General features: G+C 62.2%; 16 protein-coding genes, 1 tRNA gene and 2 pseudogenes. 2 read left to right on the forward strand and 17 right to left on the reverse strand.

Translation table 11 applies throughout. From position 1 onward, the window contains the following. Positions 1 to 35 precede the first annotated feature (35 nt). The 16 genes and pseudogenes from PKO50_RS32575 to PKO50_RS32650 all read right to left on the reverse strand — a co-directional run. Entirely contained in the window at positions 36 to 1700 is a 1665-nt protein-coding gene (locus tag PKO50_RS32575; RefSeq protein ID WP_275628310.1) for a hypothetical protein, read from the reverse strand. After that, positions 1697 to 2437: an SDR family oxidoreductase gene (locus PKO50_RS32580; RefSeq protein WP_275628311.1), complete on the reverse strand. Its 741-nt coding sequence runs from the start codon at positions 2435 to 2437 to the stop codon at positions 1697 to 1699. The genes PKO50_RS32575 and PKO50_RS32580 overlap by 4 nt, the downstream gene beginning before the upstream one ends. Further along, complete coding sequence (locus PKO50_RS32585; protein WP_275628312.1) at positions 2434 to 3750, reverse strand: FAD-binding oxidoreductase; 1317 nt, start codon at positions 3748 to 3750, stop codon at positions 2434 to 2436. Before PKO50_RS32585 ends, PKO50_RS32580 begins: the two co-directional genes overlap by 4 nt. Then, entirely contained in the window at positions 3750 to 5171 is a 1422-nt protein-coding gene (locus PKO50_RS32590) for a UbiA family prenyltransferase (protein ID WP_275628313.1), read from the reverse strand. The genes PKO50_RS32585 and PKO50_RS32590 overlap by 1 nt, the downstream gene beginning before the upstream one ends. A gap of 133 nt (positions 5172 to 5304) precedes the next feature. Next, a pseudogene (locus tag PKO50_RS32595) lies at positions 5305 to 6686 on the reverse strand (sigma-54 dependent transcriptional regulator). Further along, positions 6683 to 8485 carry a sensor histidine kinase gene (locus tag PKO50_RS32600; RefSeq protein ID WP_275628314.1) on the reverse strand — a complete coding sequence of 601 codons (1803 nt, stop codon included), beginning with the start codon at positions 8483 to 8485 and terminating at the stop codon, positions 6683 to 6685. Before PKO50_RS32600 ends, PKO50_RS32595 begins: the two are co-directional and overlap by 4 nt. Positions 8486 to 8974: 489 nt before the next feature. Then, positions 8975 to 9586 (reverse strand): adenylyl-sulfate kinase, encoded by a 612-nt coding sequence (gene cysC, locus PKO50_RS32605; RefSeq protein ID WP_275628315.1) that lies wholly within the window; start codon positions 9584 to 9586, stop codon positions 8975 to 8977. A 62-nt stretch (positions 9587 to 9648) separates the two neighbouring features. Continuing rightward, complete coding sequence (locus PKO50_RS32610; RefSeq protein WP_275628316.1) at positions 9649 to 13827, reverse strand: glycosyltransferase; 4179 nt, start codon at positions 13825 to 13827, stop codon at positions 9649 to 9651. Positions 13828 to 13986: 159 nt separating this feature from the next. Then, a complete protein-coding gene (locus PKO50_RS32615; protein ID WP_275628317.1) occupies positions 13987 to 15333 on the reverse strand; it encodes an ABC transporter ATP-binding protein in 1347 nt (448 codons plus the stop codon). Next, on the reverse strand, positions 15323 to 16153 hold the full coding sequence (locus PKO50_RS32620) for an ABC transporter permease (RefSeq protein WP_275628318.1): 831 nt from the start codon (positions 16151 to 16153) through the stop codon (positions 15323 to 15325). Before PKO50_RS32620 ends, PKO50_RS32615 begins: the two co-directional genes overlap by 11 nt. After that, entirely contained in the window at positions 16150 to 16707 is a 558-nt protein-coding gene (gene rfbC / locus PKO50_RS32625) for a dTDP-4-dehydrorhamnose 3,5-epimerase (RefSeq protein ID WP_275628319.1), read from the reverse strand. The genes PKO50_RS32620 and rfbC overlap by 4 nt, the downstream gene beginning before the upstream one ends. Continuing rightward, positions 16707 to 17588 (reverse strand): glucose-1-phosphate thymidylyltransferase RfbA, encoded by an 882-nt coding sequence (rfbA, locus tag PKO50_RS32630; RefSeq protein WP_275628320.1) that lies wholly within the window; start codon positions 17586 to 17588, stop codon positions 16707 to 16709. The genes rfbC and rfbA overlap by 1 nt, the downstream gene beginning before the upstream one ends. Then, positions 17585 to 18493 carry a dTDP-4-dehydrorhamnose reductase gene (rfbD, locus tag PKO50_RS32635; protein ID WP_275628321.1) on the reverse strand — a complete coding sequence of 303 codons (909 nt, stop codon included), beginning with the start codon at positions 18491 to 18493 and terminating at the stop codon, positions 17585 to 17587. The genes rfbA and rfbD overlap by 4 nt, the downstream gene beginning before the upstream one ends. Continuing rightward, positions 18490 to 19548 (reverse strand): dTDP-glucose 4,6-dehydratase, encoded by a 1059-nt coding sequence (rfbB, locus tag PKO50_RS32640; RefSeq protein ID WP_275628322.1) that lies wholly within the window; start codon positions 19546 to 19548, stop codon positions 18490 to 18492. Before rfbB ends, rfbD begins: the two co-directional genes overlap by 4 nt. Positions 19549 to 19551: 3 nt before the next feature. Next, entirely contained in the window at positions 19552 to 20019 is a 468-nt protein-coding gene (locus PKO50_RS32645) for a hypothetical protein (RefSeq protein WP_275630572.1), read from the reverse strand. 176 nt (positions 20020 to 20195) lie between these two features. Further along, positions 20196 to 20525: pseudogene (locus tag PKO50_RS32650) on the reverse strand (glycosyltransferase); the annotation flags it as partial. Positions 20526 to 20910: 385 nt separating this feature from the next. On the opposite strand from PKO50_RS32650, the gene PKO50_RS32655 reads away from it, so the two are divergent. Further along, complete coding sequence (locus tag PKO50_RS32655) at positions 20911 to 22641, forward strand: sulfatase-like hydrolase/transferase (protein ID WP_275628323.1); 1731 nt, start codon at positions 20911 to 20913, stop codon at positions 22639 to 22641. Between the two features lie 59 nt (positions 22642 to 22700). Further along, positions 22701 to 22844, forward strand: a complete 144-nt coding sequence (locus tag PKO50_RS32660) for a hypothetical protein (protein WP_275628324.1) — start codon at positions 22701 to 22703, stop codon at positions 22842 to 22844. A 60-nt stretch (positions 22845 to 22904) separates the two neighbouring features. Here the strand turns inward: PKO50_RS32660 and PKO50_RS32665 are convergent. Next, a tRNA-Thr gene (locus PKO50_RS32665) sits at positions 22905 to 22980 on the reverse strand. Positions 22981 to 23034 lie beyond the last annotated feature (54 nt).

Below are 23034 nucleotides of genomic sequence, written 5' to 3' on the forward strand. Positions count from 1 at the left end.
GGGAGCATTCATAGGAAAGGATCAGTTGGTTGAGGTCAGTTCTGCGATTGGATGGTGCAACTCGGGTTTTCTCCTTGCAGCCGTAGCGGGCCGGTGCTGGCCGAAGCCTTTACGTAACCGGTGAAACCCCAGTCCTCGTGATGATTTAACAACTTTGCCAAATACGGACGTGGTGTATTTGCCAATGCATAACCGGCAATCAGGCCCTGGGAGTCGACTATCCAGACCTTCCGGGGAGACTGCCCGGCGTCCGGAGAAAACAGCCGGCCTTCTATTCGCCGGTACTCCGGAGTTCCGTTGATTTCTACCAGGTGCTCAATGCTGCCCTGGCAAACGCTTGTTCCGTGAGTGTCCAGGGTATGACCGATGGATTGCCCAACATCCTTGATCGCATCATTGGCGAAGATCGATTCGTTCAGCCGCCGAGCTTCTTCGGAGAAAGCAACTGCCTGCTGATAGGATGGATAGATGTGCTGGATGGTGTCGTTGTCCTCTACGCCCATTTCCAGGGCCAGGGCAGCCAGCATTCTGGCTTGTGGTTCGGTAGATCCAATCTTGAAAGCGTGCCACTGGGCAGGCAGGAAACCCAGCAGGAAGAACAGGCCGGCCAGCTGTGCCAAGGCGCTTCTCGTCAGCAGGCTATGCCAGCGTTGTATGAAGAGCACCAGGACTGCGCACCAGGCCATCAGTGCCGGGGTGGTATAGCGACTGCTGAGGGCTTGTTCGAGGCCGAAGTTCAGTCGCCCGCCCGCGGTACCCAGTGCAGTGGCCCCTATGTAGCCCAGGTAGATGGCAAGGCAGAGCGCCAGTGGCCGCTGGCGCCATTCTTTTGCGGCCAGCAGGGCGAACCCCAGGCTGCTAAGGCAGATCAACAGGCCTGCATACATGGCCAGTCGTGGGCCGCCGCCAAGGTGGAATAGAGGGCTGCCAAGGTACAGCAGTACATAGCGCAGCAGGTTGGTCGGCTGTGAACTGAGTGCCGCTGACAGGGAGCTATGGCCGGAAATGGAATGGTAGCCATGGAAATAGGCGAACAGGGTCAGAGCCGTCAGCAGTGCCAAGGTGACGATTCTGGCCACGCTCAATCGCAAGATGCTGGCCAGCAGCAAGAGACATGGAAGGGCCAGCACCCCGTTCGCCATGGTCCCGGCGCTGGCTACGCCGATAAGACAAGCAAACGGGAATAACCACTTGCTCTGTTGGCTCTTCCACAGTAGGAACAAGGCCAGTAACGGCAGGGATTGCGCGGCAAAAAACTGGGACTGGAAGCCCCAGTTGAAGTTCTCGTGTTGTACCCAGGAAAAGCACAGGGTGATGATCGCGGCGTAAATGCAAAACCGCAGGGGCCTTGCTTCCTTCTCTGGCAAGCCGGCCCGAGCGATGGCTATGAATGTCCCTGCGGCGAGGGCTGCCAGCAGGAAGTTGCAGAGAATCAGGAAGTGGGTGCTGCCGTTGAACAGATGCATGTCCAGCCAGAACAGCAGCCGGGACAGGATGATCCGGTGTTCGTTGTGCTGGGCGAACCAGGCACTGGTGTCTCCCTGGGAAAGGCGCATGTCGAACGCGATATAGCCTTCCCACATGTCCCAGAAGGGGACCGGCGAGAAATTTAGGGCCTCGATGGCGATGGTCGATGCCAAGGTGAGGGCGGCAAGGGAGGCGCAGATGAGCCAGCCATGGCGCAGGAACGCTCGCCTCACAGAGACAGCCTGTTGAACACCACGCCCGGGATGCTACGGATGATCAGCATGATCCCCGCCCAGAACGCCGGGGTATAGATGCTGTCCTTCTTCTTCTCCAGCGCGCGGACGATATCGCCAGCCACCCGCTCCGGGGTCGCCACCAGTGCCTTGGGCAGCGGTAGCCCCTGGGTCATCGGGGTGTCGACGAAGCCGGGCTTGATGGTCAGTACGTGTACGCCGACCTTGAACAGGCGTGCGCGTAGCCCTTCGCAGAAGGTGGTGACGGCGGCCTTGGCTGTGCCGTAGAGATAGTTCGAGGGCCGGCCACGGTCGCCGGCGACCGAGGAGATCACCGCAATGCTGCCGTTGCGTTGCTGTTCCAGGCGGTTGGCCAGGCGGGTCAGCAGGGCGATCACGCTCAGCCCGTTGCTGGAAAACTCGCGCAGGGCCAGGTCGACATCCTGCTGGCAGGCCGCCTGGTCGGGCAGGGTGCCGTGGGCGATCAGGCTGATGTCGAGGCTACCGAGGCTGGCGACGGCGCTGGCCAGCATGGCTTCGTGGCCCAGCAGATCGTTCATGTCCAGGGCGTAGGTCTGTACCTCGCTGGCGCCGCGGGCGCGCAGGTCGTCGGCTACCTGGCCGAGTTTCTCTTCGTTGCGTGCCACCAGGAAGAAACGGGCCCGCTCGGCGGCCCATTGGCGGGCGCAGGCTGTGGCGATGGCGGAGCTGGCGCCGACGATCAGGATGTTCTTCATGCTTGGGTCACACGTTTCCAGAAGAGGGAGAGAAGGGCCGGGTCGCGCAGTGCTTCGACTTGCTGCCAGGCGGGATAGAAGGTGCGGAAGTCGCTACCCGACATGTGCGCGTCCTTCGCCGGGTAGAGGCGGCCGCCTGCTGCCCTGACGATCTGGTCGAGGCGACTGAACAGTCCCGACTCCAGGCGCTGGTGCTGGGGAAAGTCGAGGGCCAGGGACACCCCTGGCATCGGGAAGGACATCAGGCCCGGGGAAGGCACGTCGCCACAACGTTTCATCACCGCCAGGAAAGAGCCGCTGCCGCTGGCCGCGATGCTGGCCAGGATGTCCGCCATGGCGGATTCGGCGGCAGACTCCGGTATGACGCACTGGTACTGCTGGAAACCCTTGCGTCCGTAGATGCGATTCCAGTGCAGGATGCTGTCCAGCGGATAGAAGAACGGGTCATAGCTGCCTTGGGCTGCGTGCCGTCCGGGCTTGTGCAGGTGGAAGTAGGCGTTGTTGAACAAGTTCAGGCTGAGCTTGTTCATCAGGGTGACCGGTGGAGTCAGCGGCACGCTCAGGCGCGTCCGCCCATCGACCTCGAGGGCGCCCTGCCGGGCGTGATTGCCTACCGAGAACACGCCGCGCCCGGCAGAGTGGCCCTTGGCCAGGCAATCGATCCAGGCCACGGTGTACTCGTGGGTCTTGTCGAACTCCTCCGACAGGCTGAAGAACTCGCCCAGGGAGTCGAAGCGCACGGTGACGCTGTCGATGCGGCTGGAGGCGATCGGCATCAGTTGCAGCTCGACCCAGGCGATGACGCCGGTCAGGCCAAGGCCGCCGATGCTGGCCTGGAAGAGCTCGGGGTTTTCCGCGGTGCTGCATTCCAACAGGGCCGCCTGGTCCGAGCGGAGCAAGGCGAAGCGGCGTACATGGCGGCCAAAGGTCCCGCGGACGTGGTGGTTCTTGCCGTGCACGTCGTTGGCTACCGCACCGCCCAGAGTCACGAACTTGGTGCCGGGGGTGACCGGCAGGAACCAGCCTCGGGGGATAGCGACCGCGAGCAGCTCGGCCAGGGTCATTCCCGCCTCTGCGCGGACCAGCCCCTGCTCCCAGTCGGCCGCCATCAGTCGGTCCATCTGGCGCGTCTGCAGCAATTCGCCGCTGGCGGCTAGGCAACTGTCACCGTAGCTGCGGCCATTGCCGTAGGGCAGTGTCCCTTCGGTTGCCAGGCGCTGGAACAGCGACGGCAATTCATCGCGCCAGGCGCAAGGGTGCAGTTCCTGAGGGGCGTAAGGGTAACGCCCCCAGGAAGCCAACTGGCGGGCCATCAGGCGGCCACCCAGAAGATCAGTGCGAAGCACGCGCCGATGAGCAGACTGGTGCGATCCTTGATGGCGAAGACCACAGGGTCGTCGTGCATCAGCCCACGGTGGGTCAGCATCCAGATCCGGGTAATCCAGTAGAGCAGCAGCGGGCAGGCCAGCCAGATCAGCTGTGGATAGTGGTACATCGCCGCCGTGCTGCCATCCTGGATGTAAAGCGCCAGCACCATCACCGACAGGTAGCCCGACGATGCCCCCAGCGAGGAAACCATTTCCAGGTCATCGGGGTAGTAGCCGCGCCCCCGGGTCTTCTGGTTCTTGCCCTTCATCCTGGCATCGCGCAACTCGGCGTAGCGCTTGACCAGCGCCAGGCTGAGGAAGATGAACATCGAGAACGCCAGCATCCAGAAGGTCAGCTTCACCTCGAAGGCGAAGGTGCCGGCAATGATGCGCGAGGTATAGAGCATCGCCAGGACCAGTACGTCCACGGCCATTCGGCGCTTCAGCCAGAAGGAGTAGGCCAGTGTCAGCAGGTAGTAGGCCAGTAGCGCAAGGCTGAACTTCCACGGCAACAACAGCAGCGCACCGCTGAATCCGGCCAGCAACAGCAGGGGGAACGCGAGCAGGCCGCTCTTGATCGACAGCGCACCGCTGGCGAACGGCCGGCGGAATTTGCTCGCGTGGTGGCGGTCGTCTTCAAGGTCCAGCAGGTCGTTCAGCACGTAGACGCTCGATGCGCACAGGCCGAAGAAGAGGAATGCCAGCAACCCGTTGAGCAACAGCTGAGGTTCCAGAAGACGATGGCTGGCCAGCAATGGCACGAAGATCAGGGCGTTCTTCGCCCATTGGTGCATGCGCAAGGCCTTGATCCAGGTGCGGGCGACCTGCACCTCATGCTTGAGCTCTTCCTCGACGTTGCCGTGGCTGTGGGCACGCTGGCTGATCTTGCCACTGGAGTTCACCACATAGGCGCGGCGGGCAGCCTGCCAGACGGGTAGGTCATCGCTGGAGTTACCGGCGTAGTCGAAGCCCTGCATGCCGAATTCGGCGACCAGCGCATCACGTTTGCGATGCGCCGAAAGGTTGATGTGCTCGTCGGTCGCCAGGACCTGGTCGAACAGGCCGAGGTGTTCGGCGATCTGCTCGGCGTAGCTACGGTGGCTGGCCGTTGCCAGAACGATGCGATGGCCCTCTTCCTTTTTCCGTTGGATCAGCTCGAGGACTGCCTTGTTATAGGGCAGTACCGAGACGTCCACTGGTGCCACGTCGGCAAGGCGACTTTTCAGGTTCGCCTTGCCTCCGGCCAGCCAGCGTAGCGGCGACAACGCCTTCAGGGGATGGCGCTTGAGAAAGCTCAGACCGGACTCTAGCAGTAGGTCGCTGTGGATAAGGGTGCCATCAAGATCGACGACCAAGGGAGCTGACACGTACTACTACCTCGACAAGTCCATGAGAAGAGTCCATTGAACACGAATGCCTTTACGTTCTTGTAAATCTGCAAGCGCAGGATACTAGCTGCTGAATTGGTGTAGAAAAAGCCGATAACTGACAGAGGGGGCCTCAATCTTCCCCTGGCGTACCTTCTGGCTGATTGAACAGCAGCCCGTGCTTGCGCAACTTGTCGTGCAGGGTCTTGCGCGGTACGCCCAGCGCCTCGGACAGGCTTCGCAGCGAGGCGTGCTGGTTGGCCATCTCGGCGGCGATCAGGGCGCGCTCGAAGGCTTCCACCTGCTCGTTCAGGGAGTCGCCGGAAATCGCAGCTGGCATGTGCGCCACCTGTTCGTCGAGGCCGAGGTCCAGGCCCAGGGCGAAGCGTTCGGCGACGTTCTGTAGCTCGCGCACATTGCCCGGCCAGCTGTGGCCGAGCAGTTGCGCGCGTTGTGCCGGCGCTAGGCTGCGCGGCGGGATGCCGTGGCGCTGCGCGGCTCCCTCGGCGAAATGCTGGAACAGCAGCAGGATGTCCTCGCCGCGCTCGCGCAGGGGCGGAATGCGCAGGCTGGCGACGTTCAGGCGGTAATAGAGGTCGGCGCGGAAGCGGCCGTCGTCGGCGGCCAGGCGCAGGTCCTCCTTGGTCGCGGCGATGATGCGGATGTCCAGGGGATCAACTGGTTCGAGCCGAGCCGCTCGACCACCCGTTCCTGTAGCAGGCGTAGCAGCTTGACCTGCACATCCAGGCTCATGCTCTCGATCTCGTCGAGGAACAGGGTGCCGCCGTTGGCGAACTCGAACTTGCCGATGCGGCGCTTCTGCGCGCCGGTGAACGCGCCCTGCTCATGGCCGAACAGCTCGCTTTCCACCACCGACTCGGCCAGGGCGCCGGCGTTGATAGCGACGAAGGGGCCGTTGCGCCGGCCGGAAAGGTCGTGCAGGGCGCGGGCGACCACTTCTTTGCCGGAGCCGGTCTCGCCGAGGATCAGCACGTCGGCTTGCAGGCCGGCCAAGGCTGCGACCTGCTCCTGCAGGCGCTGCATGCCGGCCGACTGGCCGACCAGGCGCCCCTTCAGTTCCTTGCGCTCGGCCAGGGCCATGCGCAGGCTGCGGTTCTCCAGCACCAGGCGGCGCACCTCCAGGGCGCGACGCACGCTGTCGAGCAGGGCGTCGCTGGGGAAGGGCTTCTCGAGGAAGTCGTAGGCGCCGGCGCGCATGGCCTTGACCGCCAGGGGCACGTCGCCGTGCCCGGTGATCAGGATCACCGGCAGCTCCGGGTCCTGGGCGTGCAACTGCTCCAGCAACTGCAGGCCGTCGACGCCAGGCATGCGGATATCGCTCACCACCACGCCCGGCCAGTCGCGCGCGAGGCTGGCGTCCAGATCCCTGGCATCGCCCAGGCTGGTGGCATGGAAGCCGGCGAGATCGAGGGTCTGGCCCAGCGCCTGGCGCAGGTGCGGATCATCGTCGATCAGCAGGACCTGGGTATCGGCTGCGAATGCGGCGCTGCTCATGCGCGGGTTTCCTCCTGGGGCGTCGGCATCACGCCGGGGATGCCCGGCAACAGGTGCAATTGTACGAGAGCGCCGCCCTCGGGGTGATTGCCCAGTTCCAGGCGGCCGCCGAGGGCGCGCAGCAGAGTGTCGCAGATGGCCAGGCCGAGGCCGAGCCCCTTGGCGCTGGTCTTGGTGGTGAAGAAGGGTTCGCGGGCGTGGGCCAGGGCCTGTTCGGAGAAGCCCGGGCCGTTGTCGCGCAGGTACAGGACGATGCCGTCCGGCGTCTGCTCGGCCGTGAGCCAGAGGCGCCGTGGCGGGGCCTTCTCGCTGAGGGCGTCGAGCGCGTTGGAGAGCAGGTTGGCGAGGATCTGCCGCAGGCGCGTTTCCCCTGCCTGCACCCAGATTGGCGCATCGGGCAGGTCGCGTTGCAGTTCGACGTTCATCGCCTGGCGCCGACTGGCCACCAGCGCCAGGGCGTCGTTGATCGCGGGCTGCAGGGCGACGTTTTCCGGCGCGCGACGGGCGCCTCGGGCGTAGGCCTTGAGGTGGGCGATGATCGAGGCCATGCGCTCGGTCAGCGAGCTGATCTGCTCGAGGTTGCCGCGGGCGTCGTCGAGGCGCTGGTGGTCGAGCAGCACCCGGGCGTTGTCGGCATAGCTGCGGATGGCGGCGAGCGGCTGGTTGAGCTCGTGGCTGATGCTCGCCGACATGGTGCCCAGGGCCGTCAGCTTGCCGGCCTGGACCACTTCGTCCTGGGCGTGCATCAGCTCGCGCTGGGCCTGTTCGCGGTCATGCACCTCCTGCTGCAGTCGGGCATTGGCGCCTTCCAGTTCCTGGGTACGCTCCAGCACGCGCATTTCCAACTGGCGCTTGGCCCGGGCCTCCAGGGCGATACGCTCGAGGTAATGGCGGCGGCTGATGCTCAGCAGGACGAGCAGCAGCAGCAGGGTCATGAGGGTTGCACCGCCTATCAGCAGCACGCTGCGTACCGGGCGGTCGATCTGCGTCTTCGGCGTGTAGATGCTCACTGTCCAGCCGGTTTCCGGCAGCTCGCGGCTGAGGCTGATCCAGCGTTTCTCGTCGATCTGCAGAGGCTTGGGGTCGAGCACCGGATAGGGGATGTTCTCGGCGATCTCGCGCCGCTTGGCCGGTGACAGCGGACGGCTGGCATGGAAACGCCAGGCGCCGTTGGAGGAAAGGATGACCACGCCATTGCTGTCGGTGACCAGCAACTGCTCCGGCGTGTTGCCCCAGAGCTGCTCCATATGCTCCAGGTCCAGCTTGACCACCAGGACGCCCAGCAATCTTTCGCCTTCGCGAACGTCACTGGCGAAGTAGTAGCCACGCCGGTTGGAGGTGGTGCCCAGGCCGAAGAAGCGCGCCGGTTTGCCCTGCATCGCCTCCTTGTAATAGGGACGGAAGGAGAAATTGCGGCCGACGAAGCTGTCCGGCTGGTCCCAGTTGGAGGCGGCCTGGGTCAGGCCGTCTGGGCGCATCAGGTAGATGACGTCGGCGCCGGTGCGCCGGCAGATCTCCGCCAGACGGGCATTCGCCGCATCCCGGGTTTCCAGGTCTTCGGTTTGCCGCAGGGTGGCTCGCAGCGCCGGCAGCTCGCTGAGGATCGGTGGCAGGTCCTCGTAGCGGCGCAGCGTACCTAGCAGGTTGCCGACGTAGAGGTCGAGGGTCTGCTGGTTCTGCTCGGCGAGTTGTTCGCTGTAGTAGCGCTCGGCGAAGTGATAGAGGGGCCAGAGCAGAGCCAGAAGCAGAACGGCGAACAAGGAAAGTGCAGGGTAGCCCGTGGGGATCAACAGTTTCATGGGCGACTCCTGACTCCTGTCGGCTAGTGGATGGGGACTCTACCAGCGCGACGTCAACAGTCCGGTGGTTCTGCAAACGGTAGGCCACGAACTGGAGTACACGACAGAACATTTCGCAGATATCAATTGTTGAGAGCCGCCGCGCTCATTGCTCATTGTATGGCCAGTCCGGAAAGTCCCCGCGTACGTCGTATAACGGCCACACCCTTATGCTACCGCACCGGGAAAGGCTTGCTGCGCGGGCGAGACTTCGAGACGGATGGCAGGAATAGCCGGCTGGCGCCAGTCAGGCTGAAATCGAGCACGGCAGGGCTGATCTGCACTATTGCGACGTCCGGATGAAGTATCTGCACATCGTTGTCATATTGATCAAGTTCTGGCTCTATGATCAAGTGCTGATAGCGGTTGTTGACAGCTTTGTCCTCGCCTTGGCGGCCGCGACCATGGGTTGACGGTGGCTAATGCAACCTACGGGTCATGGCCTGACCCTCAGGCTTCGTCGCGACAGGCGCTGAGCACCGCGCCGAGCAGGCGGTCGAGCGCTGCCGCCTTGTCCAGCTGGCTGGTATCCAGCACCAATTGTGCGGCATCCGGCGTTTCGTAGGGCGATGAAATGCCGGTGAAGTCCGCGATTTCTCCGTTTCGCGCCTTGTGATATAGCCCCTTCGGATCGCGGGATTCGCAGACTTCCAGCGGCGTGCTGACGTGGACTTCATTGAAACGATCCGCGCCTATGATCTCGCGGGCCATGGCGCGATCCTCCCGGAAAGGGGAAATGAAGGCGCTGATGACGATCAGCCCGGCATCGTTCATCAGTTTCGCGACTTCCGCCACGCGCCTGATGTTCTCCGTCCGGTCGGCCGCCGAGAAACCGAGGTTGCGGTTCAGGCCGTGGCGGACGTTGTCGCCATCAAGCACAAAGCAGGCCCGGCCGAGGTCGACCAGGGCATGCTCGAGCGCGAAGGCCAGGGTCGACTTGCCTGCGCCACTGAGGCCGGTCAGCCAGATGGTGCAGGGGCGCTGACCGAACAGTTGGCGGCGCTTGCCGGGAGGCATGCTGCCGTGATGCCAGGTGATGTTTTCCCGATCGTACGAGGTCATGGGCGTCCTGCTGTTGGGCCACCCCTCGGGGTGGCCTTGTTATTGTTGTGTCATTGCCAGCGCTAGGGTGCCTCTTCCGGGGTCGCCGCTGCAACCGCATCCAGCGGCCGGGGTGTCAGCAGTAAGCTGCGTCGTGCCAGGCTGGGCGTGCCGGCCGAGCTCGCCTGCTCCAGCACGGGTTTGACCCGCGGCGGCCAACCCAGGCCGAAGTCGGTATTGGTCAACGTCAGGTTAGGGTTGTACGCGTAGTCGCTGAGGATATCCGGCCAGCGTTGCAGCATGTAGTCGACTTCCTTCTCGAAGCGCGCCTGCTTCTCCGGCGTATCTTCCGCCCCACGACTGGCGGACTCGTGGTGGTAGAGCTCGGCGTAGGGAGTCCAGACGTTGGTGTATCCGGCCTCCAGCAGGCGCAGGCAGAAGTCGACATCGTTGAAGGCGACCTTCAACTGCACTTCGTTCAGGCCGCCGAGCTCATCGAAGGCCTTGCGACTCACCAGCAGGCAGGCCGCGGTGACGGCCGAGAACTCCTGGGTCAGCAGGGCTCGACCGAAGTAGCCACCGTGCTCCTTCGGCAACAGGCGATGGGCATGTCCTGCCACGCCTCCCATGCCGATCACCACGCCGGCATGCTGCAGCCTGTCGTCCGGATACCAGAGGCGGGCGCCAACCGCGCCTACCCCGGGCTGGGCGGCCAGGGCGACCATTTCCTCCAGCCATTGCGGGGTGATCACCTCGATGTCGTTGTTGATCAGGCCTATGTATTCGCCGCGCGACTGGCGGACGGCATTGTTGTTCAGCGCCGAATAGTTGAACGGGCCGTCATCGCGGATGATCTTGATCCGTTCGTTCTGCGACAGCTCCGCGAAGTATTCCAGGGCGGCGGGGTCGTCGGAGCCGTTGTCGACCAGGAGGATTTCGTAGGCCGGGTAGGTGGTGAGTCCCAGGATGCTGTCGATGCATTGCTTCACCAACTCGCGCGCATTACGCGTCGGGATGATCAGGCTGACCAATGGGGCTGGTTCCGGCACCTGGTACTGCACACGGTACATGCCGATCGGCAGCAGCATCGTTTTGCCTGCACAGCCGGTGCGCTGCAGGTGATCACCCAGTGCCTTGAGGCCGGCGAGTGCTGCGTAGGGCTTCTCGTCGGACGCCAGTGCCGTGCTGCCACTATGGATGCGCCAGTGATAAAGAACATGGGGGATATGGACTATCTGCCCGCGTTCCAGCTGCTCAACGCAGCGCAGCGCCAGATCGTAGTCCTGAGAGCCTTCGTAGCCGACGCGGAAGCCGCCCACGGACTCGACGAGATCGCGGCGATAAACGCCCAGGTGGCTGATCATGTTCTGCGAGCGGAATAGGTACAGGTTCCAGTCCGACTTGAAATAGGGTGCGGAACGCTTGCCCTGTTCGTCTATCTTGTCTTCATCGGAATAGAGCACGCCGGCGTCGGGATTTTCATTGATCGCCTTGGCTACAGTGTAAAGGGCGTGCTCTGCCAGCAGATCGTCCTGATCCATCAGCGCAATATAATCGCCGCTGGCAATTTCCAGTGCCGAGTTGCTGGCATTGGAGATATGGCCATTGTTTTCCCGATAGACCACCTTGACTCGGGGGTCGGCGGCGCTGAAGCGATCCAGAACTTCCTTTACGCCTTCGTTCTTGGAGGCGTCGTCGGCAATGCACAGTTCCCAGTGCGAATAGGTTTGTGCGATGACCGACTGGATGGCGGCTTCCAGCAGATGCAGCGGCGGGTTGTACACCGGCATGACTACCGAGATTTTCGGCTGCAGGGCCAGTCGCTCGCCAGCATCGACCAACTGCTGGCGATAATCGTCGGAGATGCTGTCGAAGTTGCTGATCCACTGCGTGTAGTCGTAGGGGGGCTCGCCTGCCAGCGGGGTGTCCGGGGATTGGCCCAGGAGCAACGAGCGGTTCTCCCGGCGCAGCCGAGAGCGGAATCCCGACAGGCCGTCGCGTTTCAGGATGCGGAGCCCTTTCCTGAGCGCTGGTACAAGACCTTGCTCCCGCTGGATGACGTTTTGCGAGACTATGGCCAGGCGCTTCACGCGGTGGGTGACGGGGGCCAGTTTGAATCTGGCCTCACGCAGTCGGCGGCCGGCGAAGCGTAGCGGGCGGGTGATCTTCCAGCTCAGCGAGGCATGGGTGAGCGCCAACGCGTTGGAGAGCGAGCTTTGCGCCTCCTGGGCCTGCTGCAGATGTGCCATCAAATTGCGCACATGCTGTTGTGTGCCAGCCAGTTCATCCTGCGTCTGCGCACATTTATTCTGTAGATCGGCCAAATCCGCTGTCTGTCGAACAAATTGCGCGACAACCTGTTGCTTGCTCAGCAGTTCCAGATCGACCCGTACCTCAAGGCCCGCCTGTGCCGGGAATACTTGCGGAACAAGCAGGTAGGGGTCATTGCCGATGGAGTAGAACAGGTTGGCATTCTGGCCGGGGAAAATCTCCTGAATATCGGCGCGAAGCGCCTGATCGGGAGCTTCGGAGAAACGCCAGAGCGTTTCCTGTTGGCTATTGAGCACGACGATATCGTGAATGACCATCCAGGTGGGCTGGTCGGCCGGATCCAGGCGTAGACGAGCTACCGCTCCTTGTGCCTGATCGATGGTGAAGCAGAGTTGTTGCCGGCCGGGGCGGATCTGTTGCCGCAGGGCGCTGCCTTCCGAGTACTCTTCGTCCGCGCTGGCAAAGTACAGGCTGGCGAATTGAACCGCCGAGGCGTGGTCTGGTACCAATGGAGAATCGGGCTTCCAATCCTCCAGGACGCTTTGCGATATCCCGGTGACCTGCTGTTGAAATTCGATTTCCCGTGCGAGATAGCGTGTCAGGTCCGCCTCGTCCAGGGGCAGACCGGCTGCCTCCATGGCTCGCTCGATGAAGCCCCTGCGGGATATATCTGGGGCCTCTGCAAGAGGCACGATCTCGCTTGCATGGTGCAGCAGGAAGAACAACCCGCGGAAAACGATATTTCCCAGTTCGACATCCGTAGTGGCGCGCCACTCCAGATCGAAGAGCTGGGGTGTGCCGTCCGGGGCTATGATGATGTTTTGCGGCAGCGCGTCGAGGAACTCGGCAGGCAGCAGGGTACGAATGGTGACGTCCGCCACGTCCCCTGCAATGCCGGATAGGTCGAGAAGATACTGGCAGTGAGCACCGATCAGTCTTGCAAGTTCGGCGAGGGTCCAGCCGGGCGTCTTGAACAGTTCCAGGTAGCGCTGGCTGAAGACGTGGCCTGTCTTGTAGCTTTCTTTCCCTGGAAGATCGAAGCGATAGGTATCGGAGTCTGCCTGGCTGGCCTGGGCCAGTGGTCGATAGACGACTTCGATGCCCCGGCCCTGAGTTTCTCTGAAGAGTGCTTCCTTGCAGAACTGGACGCGGCGTTCGGTGCTGTAATGGAAGGCCAGGATATCGGCATCGAGCGCAGACTGTTGGCGGGGGCTGGCGGCGATGATGAAGGAGTTGGCCAACTCCATTCCCAAGCGATTTTCGAAGATGACCGGCCAGGCGCTGCCCAGGTTGAAATAGGGCTCGGGCGGCAGTTGCGGGTCTGCCAGGACACTTTGCCAGGCAAGGGCTGCGGCATCGAAGTCGGGCGCGGTGCTGCCCCGTTCGGTCACGATGGATTTCGGGAACTTGTAGTCAGGGAACGGCGCCAGGAAGTCGATGGCTGCATAGCCGGCCTGGCGAAGCAGCCGATCTAGAGCATGGCGGCCGAAGGTCTGCGGCTGGCCGTCGCGGTAGCGCCCTTCGATGCCGTACATGGGTTGGCCCAGGTGATCTTCCGGGGCGCCGGCAAAGTACTTTAGGCCTAGCTGGTTTTCGATCGCGATCAGCAACCGGCCGTCCGGCTTGAGCAGCTGCAATGCCTTTTGCAGCATGCGCAGAGTCGGTGTTTCGCCTGGCGTAAACAAATTGGCATATTCGAGAACGCCAATCAGTGTGATGACGTCGAAGCGTTCCTCGCTCTGGAAGTCTTCGAAACGCTCGGCCAGGACGGAGACGTTGTCCAGGTCCCGGGTGCGGCTGGCAGCGATGGTGGCGCGGCGCGGGCTGCCTTCCAGGGCCAGTACCTGGCCACCGGCTTCACCGAGGTAGCGGGTGATTGCACCGCAGCCGGCGCCGATCTCCAGGGTCCTGCCCCGAGCAGGTGCGCGAAGGGGCGCAGCACGTTGCCCCGTTGCGAGCTCAGGTGGTAGAGCGTCTGCCAGTCCCGGCATTGCTGGCGCAGCTCGGCCGAGAACACGGACGTGTCAGTGGCTTGCCGCACGATGCGAGCCAGCCGGTTTTCTGCGCTGTCGCCGTCGTTATAGGCAATACCGGCAAATTCGGGGCGCATCCAGATCCCCTGCTCGGCAACGAACACATAGCCCTTGCTCTCAAGTTGGAACATCAACGAGTACCTGATTCATTTCCATGGTCAATCCTAGGTCAACGAGTCCCAGGACTGTCTCGGTGGGTGCCACCACCAGGTGTATGGAGTCATAGCGACGATCATGCGGGACTATGTCCTCGCCCTGTCGTGAAGCTATGCCCAGTGAAAGAAAATAGTCGCCGCAGGCCAAGTGATTGTGGAACTGCAGGCGCATGCGCAGCACCTGCCCCGGCTGGCCAGAGCCCTGGAACTGATCGCAGCCCAGCAGGAAGGAGTTGCTGCCGCAGAGGGTGACGCCCTCCTTGGTCTTGATGTTGAAGCCTAGGATCGGATTGACCACCAGGTGATTGAAACGGATGGCCACATCCAGCGTGATCTTCGTTCCAGATTCCGCGCTGTGGGAGAAGGCACGTCCATCGGCACGCAGCTCGAAGTCGAGGATGCTTGCGCCACCGTCGCCCCAGCGGTATTCGTGGGGGTTGTAATGGGGCCGGCTGGCGAAGGTATCCTCGTCGAAGCTGAGCTGCGATTCCTCCGCAGCCAGTTGCGCGACAGGTGCCTCGGTGGAGTTGCCCTCGCGTTTCTCGCGGCCGAACAGCAAATCCATGTAGCGATTCATCACCGGCCGCGGTTCGCCGATCATCCGTACCCGGTGCGAATCCAGGAGAATGGCGCGCGAGCAGTGGGTGACCACCTGTTCGCTGGAGTGGGTGACCAGCAGGATGCTGGTGCCATTTTCCTTCAGCTGGCGCAGGCGCTCGAAGCATTTGGCCTGGAAACGTGCGTCCCCGACGGCCAGCGCCTCGTCCACGATCATGATGTCCGGGTCGACTTGCGCCTGCACCGCAAAGGCCAGGCGCAGCGCCATGCCGCTGGAGTAGTTCTTCACCGGCTGGTCGATGAAGTCGCCGATGTCGGCGAAGGCCAGGATGCTGTCGAAGCGCTGGTCCACTTCCTGGCGGCTCAGCCCGAGGACCGAGGCGTTCAGGTAGACGTTCTCGCGCCCGCTGAATTCGGGGTTGAAGCCCGAGCCCAGCTCCAGCAGCGCGGCGATGCGGCCATGGGTTTCGACCTCGCCGCTGGTCGGCATCAGGGTGCCGCAAATGATCTGTAGCAGGGTCGACTTGCCGGAACCGTTACGGCCGACGATGCCCACGGTTTCGCCACGGGCAATTTCGAAGTCGATGTCCTTCAGCGCCCAGAATTCCCGGCCATAGTGGGGCGCGGGGCGGCCCAGCAAGCGGTACAGGCGTGGCATGAACGCCTGTTTCAGGCGGTCATGGGGCTTGTCGTATGTCGTGAAGCACTTGCTGATACCGCGGACGCGGATCGCCACATCGTCAGAGGACATCCGCAAAACCTCGACGGGTCTTCTGGAACCAGGCATAGCCGAGCCAGGCGGTCAGGCTGGATGCCAGCATGTAGAGCGCCAGGCCTCGCCAGGCCGGCAGGTGGCCCCAGATCAGCACATCCCGGGCCTGCTCGATGATGAAGGTCAGCGGGTTGGCCATCATCAATGGGCGCAGGTTTTCCGGCAGCGCGGTGACTGGGAAGAACACCGGGGACAGGAACAGCATGATGGTGGTGAGGATTCCGATTGTCTGGCCCACGTCGCGCAGGTAGACGCCAAGGGAGGCGAGAAACCAGGCCAGGCCCAGGGTGAAGATCATCAGTGGCAGCAGGACCAGCGGCAGGAATACCGATGTCCACTGCAGGGTGCCGGTAATCAGCAGTTTGGCGCCCAGCAGTACGACGACGCTCACCAGGCTGTGGAAGAGCGCCGCAGCCAGGCTGACCACCGGCAGGATCTCCAACGGGAAGACCACTTTCTTCACGTAGTTGACGTTGCCGAGAATCAGCGTCGGCGCCCGGTTCAGCACTTCGGCGAAGAGGCCGTGCACGATCATCCCGGCGAACAGGATGACGGCGAACTGGCCGCGGCTTTCATCTTCGCTGCCGCCCCAGCGGGCCTTGAATACCACCGAGAACACGAAGGTATACACCGCCAGCATGAACAGCGGATTGAGGAAGGACCACAGCAGCCCCATGACCGAGCCCTTGTAGCGCCCCACCACTTCGCGGCGGGTCATTTGCACGATCAATTGTCCATGGGCCCACAGGCTGCGCAGTAGAGACGGCAGGGAGACCGGGGCCGCAGCATGGGGGTTCATGCGTAGCACTCGGCCTCTGAGAACGACTTGCCGACCTGGTCCTTGGCCGAGAGCTGCGGAGCGACGCCATCGAGACGCTCGAGCATCCAGTCCACGCCCACCTCGGCATCGTTCCAGGCCAGGCAGCGCTCATGCTGCGGCGCGTAATAATCGGTGGTCTTGTAGAGGAAGTCCGCCGACTCCGACAGCACCACGAAGCCATGGGCGAAGCCTTCCGGCACCCACAGCTGGTGCTTGTTTTCCGCGCTCAGCAGCGCGCCCACCCACTTGCCGAAGGTCGGCGAGGAGCGGCGCATGTCCACGGCGACGTCGAAGACTTCGCCATTGACCACGCGCACCAGTTTCCCCTGGGGATTCTGGAGCTGGTAGTGCAGGCCGCGCAGCACGCCTTTCGACGAGCGCGAATGGTTGTCCTGGACGAACTTGACCGGGCGGCCGATGGCTTCCTCGAATTGCTGGTGGTTGAAGCTTTCGAAGAAGAAACCCCGGTCGTCACCGAAAACCTTGGGCTCGATCAGGACCACTTCGGGGATTGCAAGACGGGTGGCTTTCATCAGTAGACGGTCTCGACCAGCAGGCGTTTCAGGTATTGGCCATAGCCATTCTTGGCCAGAGGGGCGGCCAGGGCTTCCAACTGCTCGGCGCTGATCCACTTCTGGCGGAAGGCGATCTCTTCCGGGCAGGCGACCTTCAGGCCCTGGCGGTTTTCCAGGGTGGCGATGAAGTGGCTGGCCTCCAGCAGCGAGTCGTGGGTGCCGGTGTCCAGCCAGGCGTAGCCGCGGCCCATGATCTCCACGGAAAGCTTGCCGGCTTCCAGGTAGGCCTTGTTGACGTCGGTGATCTCCAGCTCGCCGCGGGCGGAGGGCTTGATGTTCTTGGCGATGTCGACCACCTGGTTGTCGTAGAAGTACAGGCCGGTCACCGCGTAGCTGGACTTCGGCTTGGCCGGCTTCTCTTCGAGGCTGATGGCCTTGCCATCGGCGTCGAACTCGACCACGCCGTAACGTTCCGGATCATGCACGTGATAGGCGAAGACGCTGGCGCCAGCATCGCGCTGCATGGCGTTGAGCAGCAGCTCCTGGAAGTCGTGGCCGTGGTAGATGTTGTCGCCCAGCACCAGCGCGCAGAGGTCGTTGCCGATGAACTCCTCGCCGATCAGGAATGCCTGGGCCAGGCCATCCGGCGAAGGTTGCACGGCGTATTGCAGGTTCAGGCCCCACTGGCTGCCGTCGCCGAGCAGTTGCTCGAAGCGCGGGGTGTCCTGCGGGGTGGAGATGATCAGGATGTCGCGGATGCCCGCCAGCATCAGGGTGCTGAGCGGGTAGTAGATCATCGGCTTGTCGTAGACCGGCAGCAACTGCTTGGAGATGGCCAGGGTCGCCGGGTGGAGGCGGGTGCCGGAACCCCCGGCGAGGATGATGCCTTTGCGTTTCATACTGCTCCCTGGTCTACCAGTTCCCGGATCATGCGTTGGACATGGTACTCCCAGGCGGGCAGTACCAGGCCGAAGGTGCGTTGCAGCTTGTCGTTGGCCAGGCGCGAGTTGTCCGGGCGTTTCGCCGGCAGCGGGTATTCGCTGGTGGCGATGGGGGCGATGCGCTCCGGCGTGGCGCGCAGGCCGGCGCCCAGGCGGATGGCTTCGCCGATGACGAACTGGGCGTAGCGGTGCCAGCTGGTCTCGCCGCTGGCTACCAGGTGATAGGTGCCGCTGGCCCGCTCGCGCAGGTCGGCATCATGGGCGAGGCGTTGCAGCGCCAGGGCGGTGACGTCGGCGATCAGCTCGGCGCTGGTCGGTGCGCCCACCTGGTCGGCGATGACGCGCAGTTCGTCGCGCTCCTTGGCCAGGCGCAGCATGGTCTTGGCGAAGTTCGCCCCGCGCGTGGCATAGACCCAGCTGGTACGGAAGATCAGGTGGTGGCAGCCGCTCTCGCGGATGGCGAGCTCGCCTTCCAGCTTGGTCTGGCCATAGACGCCCAGGGGGCCGGTGGCGGCATCTTCCTCGAAGGGCGCTTCGCCGCTGCCGTCGAAGACGTAGTCGGTGGAGTAGTGCACCAGCCAGGCATCGATTTCCCGCGCGGCCTGGGCCAGGGTAGCAACCGCCTCGGCATTGATCCGGCGGGCGGCGTCGACGTCGCTTTCGGCCTTGTCCACCGCTGTGTAGGCGCCGGCGTTGACGATCACGTCGGGGCGCTCTTCGGCGACTAGCCTGGCCAGGCCCGCCAGGTCACTCAGGTCGGCCCGCTGCCTGTCGCAGACCACCAGTTGCGCCAGGGGCGCCAGGGCGCGCTGGAGTTCCCAGCCGACCTGGCCGTTGGCGCCGAGTAGAAGGATCTTGTTCATGCGTACTGCTTACCTACCCATTCGCGGTATGCGCCGCTGGTGACGTTGTTCACCCAGGCCTGGTTGTCCAGGTACCAGCGCACGGTCTTGCGGATGCCGGTCTCGAAGGTTTCCGCCGGCTTCCAGCCCAGCTCGCGCTCGAGGCGGGTGGCGTCGATGGCGTAGCGACGGTCGTGACCGGGGCGATCTTTGACGAATGTGATCTGCTCGCGGTAGCTCCGTCCGTCGGTCCGCGGCTGCTCCTGGTCGAGGATGTCGCACAGGGTATGGACCACGTCGATATTGGCTTTCTCGTTCCAGCCGCCGACGTTGTAGGTCTCGCCCAGCTGGCCGGCTTCCAGCACGCGGCGGATGGCCGCGCAATGGTCCTTCACGTACAGCCAGTCGCGGACCTGCTGGCCGTCGCCGTAGATCGGCAGCGGCTTGCCGGCCAGGGCGTTGTGGATGACCAGCGGGATCAGCTTCTCGGGGAAGTGGTAGGGGCCATAGTTGTTCGAGCAGTTGGTGGTCAGCACCGGCAGCCCGTAGGTGTGGTGGTAGGCGCGGACCAGGTGGTCGGACGCGGCCTTGGAGGCCGAGTAGGGGCTGTTCGGCTCGTACTTGTTGCTTTCGCGGAAGGCCGGATCGTTCGGGCCCAGCGAGCCGTAGACCTCGTCGGTGGAGACGTGGAGGAAGCGGAAGGCGGCCTTGGGCTCGTCGGCCAGGCCGTTCCAGTAGGCGCGGACCGCTTCCAGCAGGCGGAAGGTGCCGACGATGTTGGTCTGGATGAAATCTTCCGGGCCGTGGATGGAGCGGTCCACGTGGGATTCGGCGGCGAAGTTCAGTATGGCGCGGGGCTGGTGCTCGGCCAGCAGGCGGGAAACCAGTTCGCCATCGCCGATGTCGCCGTGCACGAATACGTGCCGCTCGTCGTCGTCCAGGCTGGCCAGGTTCTGGCGGTTGCCGGCGTAGGTCAGCTTGTCGAGGCTGATGACCTTTTCGTCATTGCCTGCCAGCCAGTCGAGAACGAAGTTGGCGCCGATGAAGCCGGCGCTGCCGGTCACGAGAATGGTCATGGGTCAAAACCTCTGGAAAAGAGTAGCAATGAACAGCCCCAGGTTGCCCTGAAAGGTCTGGCGGTAGATGCCTGCCTTGCGCGCCAGCCTGAGTCGTTGCAGGAGCGGGGCCGCTCGAGCCCGGGCGAACAGGTCAAGGACTTCCAGGCTGTGCGGTGTCAGATGACTACGCATGGGAGCCAGGGCTGCCAGATTCGCCTCGTTCCACGTCTTGAAGGTGCCTTTCAGGAGCCTGCGCAGGCGCTGCAGTCGGCCGCGGATCGATATGTTGGAACCAATCAGGTTCTGCGAATGCTGGCGGTAATTCAGCGTGGGCTCGGGATCATAGCAGACCTCTCCCCCGCAGCCGGTGACCAGGATATACGACCACCAGTCATGGGAAACGATGTGGCTGGATTCCCGGGTCGTTGCGAGCAGCTTTCGGGTTTCTTCGTTGAAAAGCATGGTGTTGCCGCCGGCAATGCTCTGCACCAATGCATTTTCGAAGGACAGGGGGCCTCGAACAGCGGGGAGAGGCCGATCGGTTTTCCCGCCTCGTCGATCAGGCGAGTGCGCGAGCAGTGCAGCAGGGGTTTTTCTGCCGGCCGGCTGGAGATCCAGGCCAATCCGCGCTCGAGTTTCTCGGGCGCCCAGATGTCGTCCTGGTCACAGAATGCGTAGTAACAGGCCTGGACGCCTGCTGCCCTGACCAGTGAAAGGAAGTTGGCCGAGAACCCTTTTGCTGGCCCCCGGTGCAGTACCAGTCGTCCTTCGCCCAGCTGCCGTTGATAGCGCTGCAGGATGGCGAGTGTCGCGTCCCGGGAGCCATCATCCGAGGCATGAATGATCCAGTTACCATGGGTCTGGCTGATCAACGAGTCCAACTGCTCCGCCAGATAACGCTCGCCGTTGTAGGTGGAAAGCAGGATTGCGACCGTACCGGAAGCTTGCTCTGCCTTCCCTGTGCGGTGAGGGAGCGATGCCGATGCCTGATTCAATATGCCGCCCTTGGCTTTGTCGCCCCGATCAATGGGTAACTGATAATTATTCTCAGGTTAGCCTTAGGTGGCTGATTTGCTGAGTAAAACTCGATTATATGCATGGTCGCTTGCTAGTAAACCAGCGGGAGTAGCCATTGGGCGGGCAGGAAGCTCTCGCCTGCGACCTCAATATCTAGTGAAGGTTCCCTGTAGGTGGCGAAATGGGGCTTCTGGACTGCCGTGGAGGCGATCACATGCTTGTCTCAACGGGCGCCTGATTTCTGGCTGACCTGTGGGCAAGGACCCTACAGGGTAATCCTGCTAAGATTGCAAAATTTTGACAGATGGATAGGGCTACTTGCTCGGTCGATCACGTCACGTCTTTTGGGCAGTGAGGTTACAGGTGAGGCGCATATTCGATCCCAGGCTTTTATACGCCGCTTATTTCTTCGGCGTAGCAGGGATATTTCTGACGGTATTTGCCAAATATTGTGCAAGGGCGCAGGGTCCTTTGCCGCCGGAAATGATCAAAGGGCTATTACCCTTGGTTGAGCTTGTGATTCTTGGCGGGTTGGGTGTCATTATTTCACCCATGCGTCGTGCACGCTCAAGCGTATGGCGATGGGGGATTTATCTGGCTCTTCCTTTGGCCGTCGGCATGGTTTATGTCGCTCAGTCTTATTCGCTATATCTGTCCAATAGCTACATCACTGTTCTTGCGATGGAGAATAGTGCGGAAAGCCGCTTGACGACTACCTGGCTGCTAAAGGCAATGATAGGTACAGTGGTGTTGGGTTGGGTTTTTCTGCTGTTCTCTCACACATCAAGGCGCTATCGCGAGGTGAGGCAGGCACCAAGATTGTTTGTCGGAGTATGGGCCGTTGTTTTGGTTGGCTATCTCGTAACCTTCCTTGCAACCGCGCATGAGCGTGGCGCCATTTCTCTGCAGAGGAACCAGGCGCCTCTCCTGTCTCTGTTGCGGACTACCTATATCCTGGCTGAGCGTCGCATGGATGAGTTTCGTCCCGCTGCTTCGGAATTTGATGGGGATATCTATTTCGTCAAGGATAGTGAGTTTCCGTTCAAGAAGAATTATGTCTACAACAGTGCTCTTCCTTTCGAGAGAGTCGTTCAGACCAAGAAGAAGCGTAATGTCATAGTCATTTTCACCGAGGGTATGTCGGCGCGCCTGATCAATGCCTATGGCGGAAGCCATCCTGGCTTGACGCCAAATATCGATGCGCTCTTGGACCGCTCCATGCGAGTCGACAATTATTTTAATCACACCGCGGCGACCTATCGAGGGCTCCAGGGGCAGATGGCTTCCGGCTATCCGGGAACGGGAGGTGCGCAGTCTGGTGCCGGCTGGGGTGAGGGTGAAAATGCGCAATCCCTGGCGCGTATTCGCTACAGGACACTGCCGCAAATATTTCGCACGCGTGGATATGACACTTACTTCTTCTCGCCGCATCATGATTCAGTCCAGTTGAACACTATGCTGCGTGCTTTGGACTTCGACCAGGTCTATTCATTCGACAGCCTGAATGACGAGTTCCTGCAAGGTAAGGCTACTCTGACTGCCGGATCTCTTAGTGACAAGGATCTTTTCCGATCCCTGAACGCAATGCTGGAGTCCAGAGCCCAGACTGCAAACGATAGGCCTTTCTTTATTGGCCTTTACGACATCGGTACCCATGCGTTTCTGGATGTTCCACAAGGGGGCGAGAAATATGGGGATGGCAAGAACTCCGTTCTGAATCGTATGCACAACTATGATCAGCAACTCGGGCAGTTCTTGAGTTATTTCTTCTCTTCGAAGTACGCCAAGGACACGGTTCTGGTATTTACGGCGGACCATGCAACCTATCCTGAACCACCCTTTGTCGACGCGGTGCGGGGGAGAACTATCAGCCATATTTCGTGGATCGAATTCCCCTGGCTATCTACGACCCCGCCCATGTGCTGCCCCAAGAGTTTGATGCCGATGGGCGGAGTTCAATCGACTTCGCTCCCACGCTGCTGCACCTGCTGGGTGTGCAGAAGGTTGCCAACAGCTTCATCGGGCGTTCGATCTTCGATGCAAAGCGGATCGTTCCCTTTGGTGTCGCAGCAATTGGTGGCGACATCTTCATGACCACGAGGGACGGTGTCGTCATGGAACCGGGGGTTCCCCTCGGCGATAAGGAGCAGTTCTTGAAGTACGCGGACTACATCAGGACCTACTACACGCTGGAAAAGGAGAATCGCATCTTTCCTGATGAGCGGGTACAGATTGCCCATGCGCAGGGGCAAGATGGTGATTCGTCCGAGCGCAGTGCCTCTGCCGCCCTGCACTAGGTGGGGCTGGCATAGGCCAGTCAAAGAAAAGGCCCGCATTTCTGCGGGCCTTCGTCTGTATGGTGCCGGCACCAGGAGTCGAACCCGGGACCTACTGATTACAAGTCAGTTGCTCTACCAGCTGAGCTATACCGGCAAGGAGGGACGCCATTATAGCCACGCGCCGGGCGGTGTAAACCTCTGATTTTCC

It is taken from the genome of Pseudomonas sp. 273, assembly GCF_029201425.1.
Taxonomy (GTDB): domain Bacteria; phylum Pseudomonadota; class Gammaproteobacteria; order Pseudomonadales; family Pseudomonadaceae; genus Pseudomonas; species Pseudomonas delhiensis.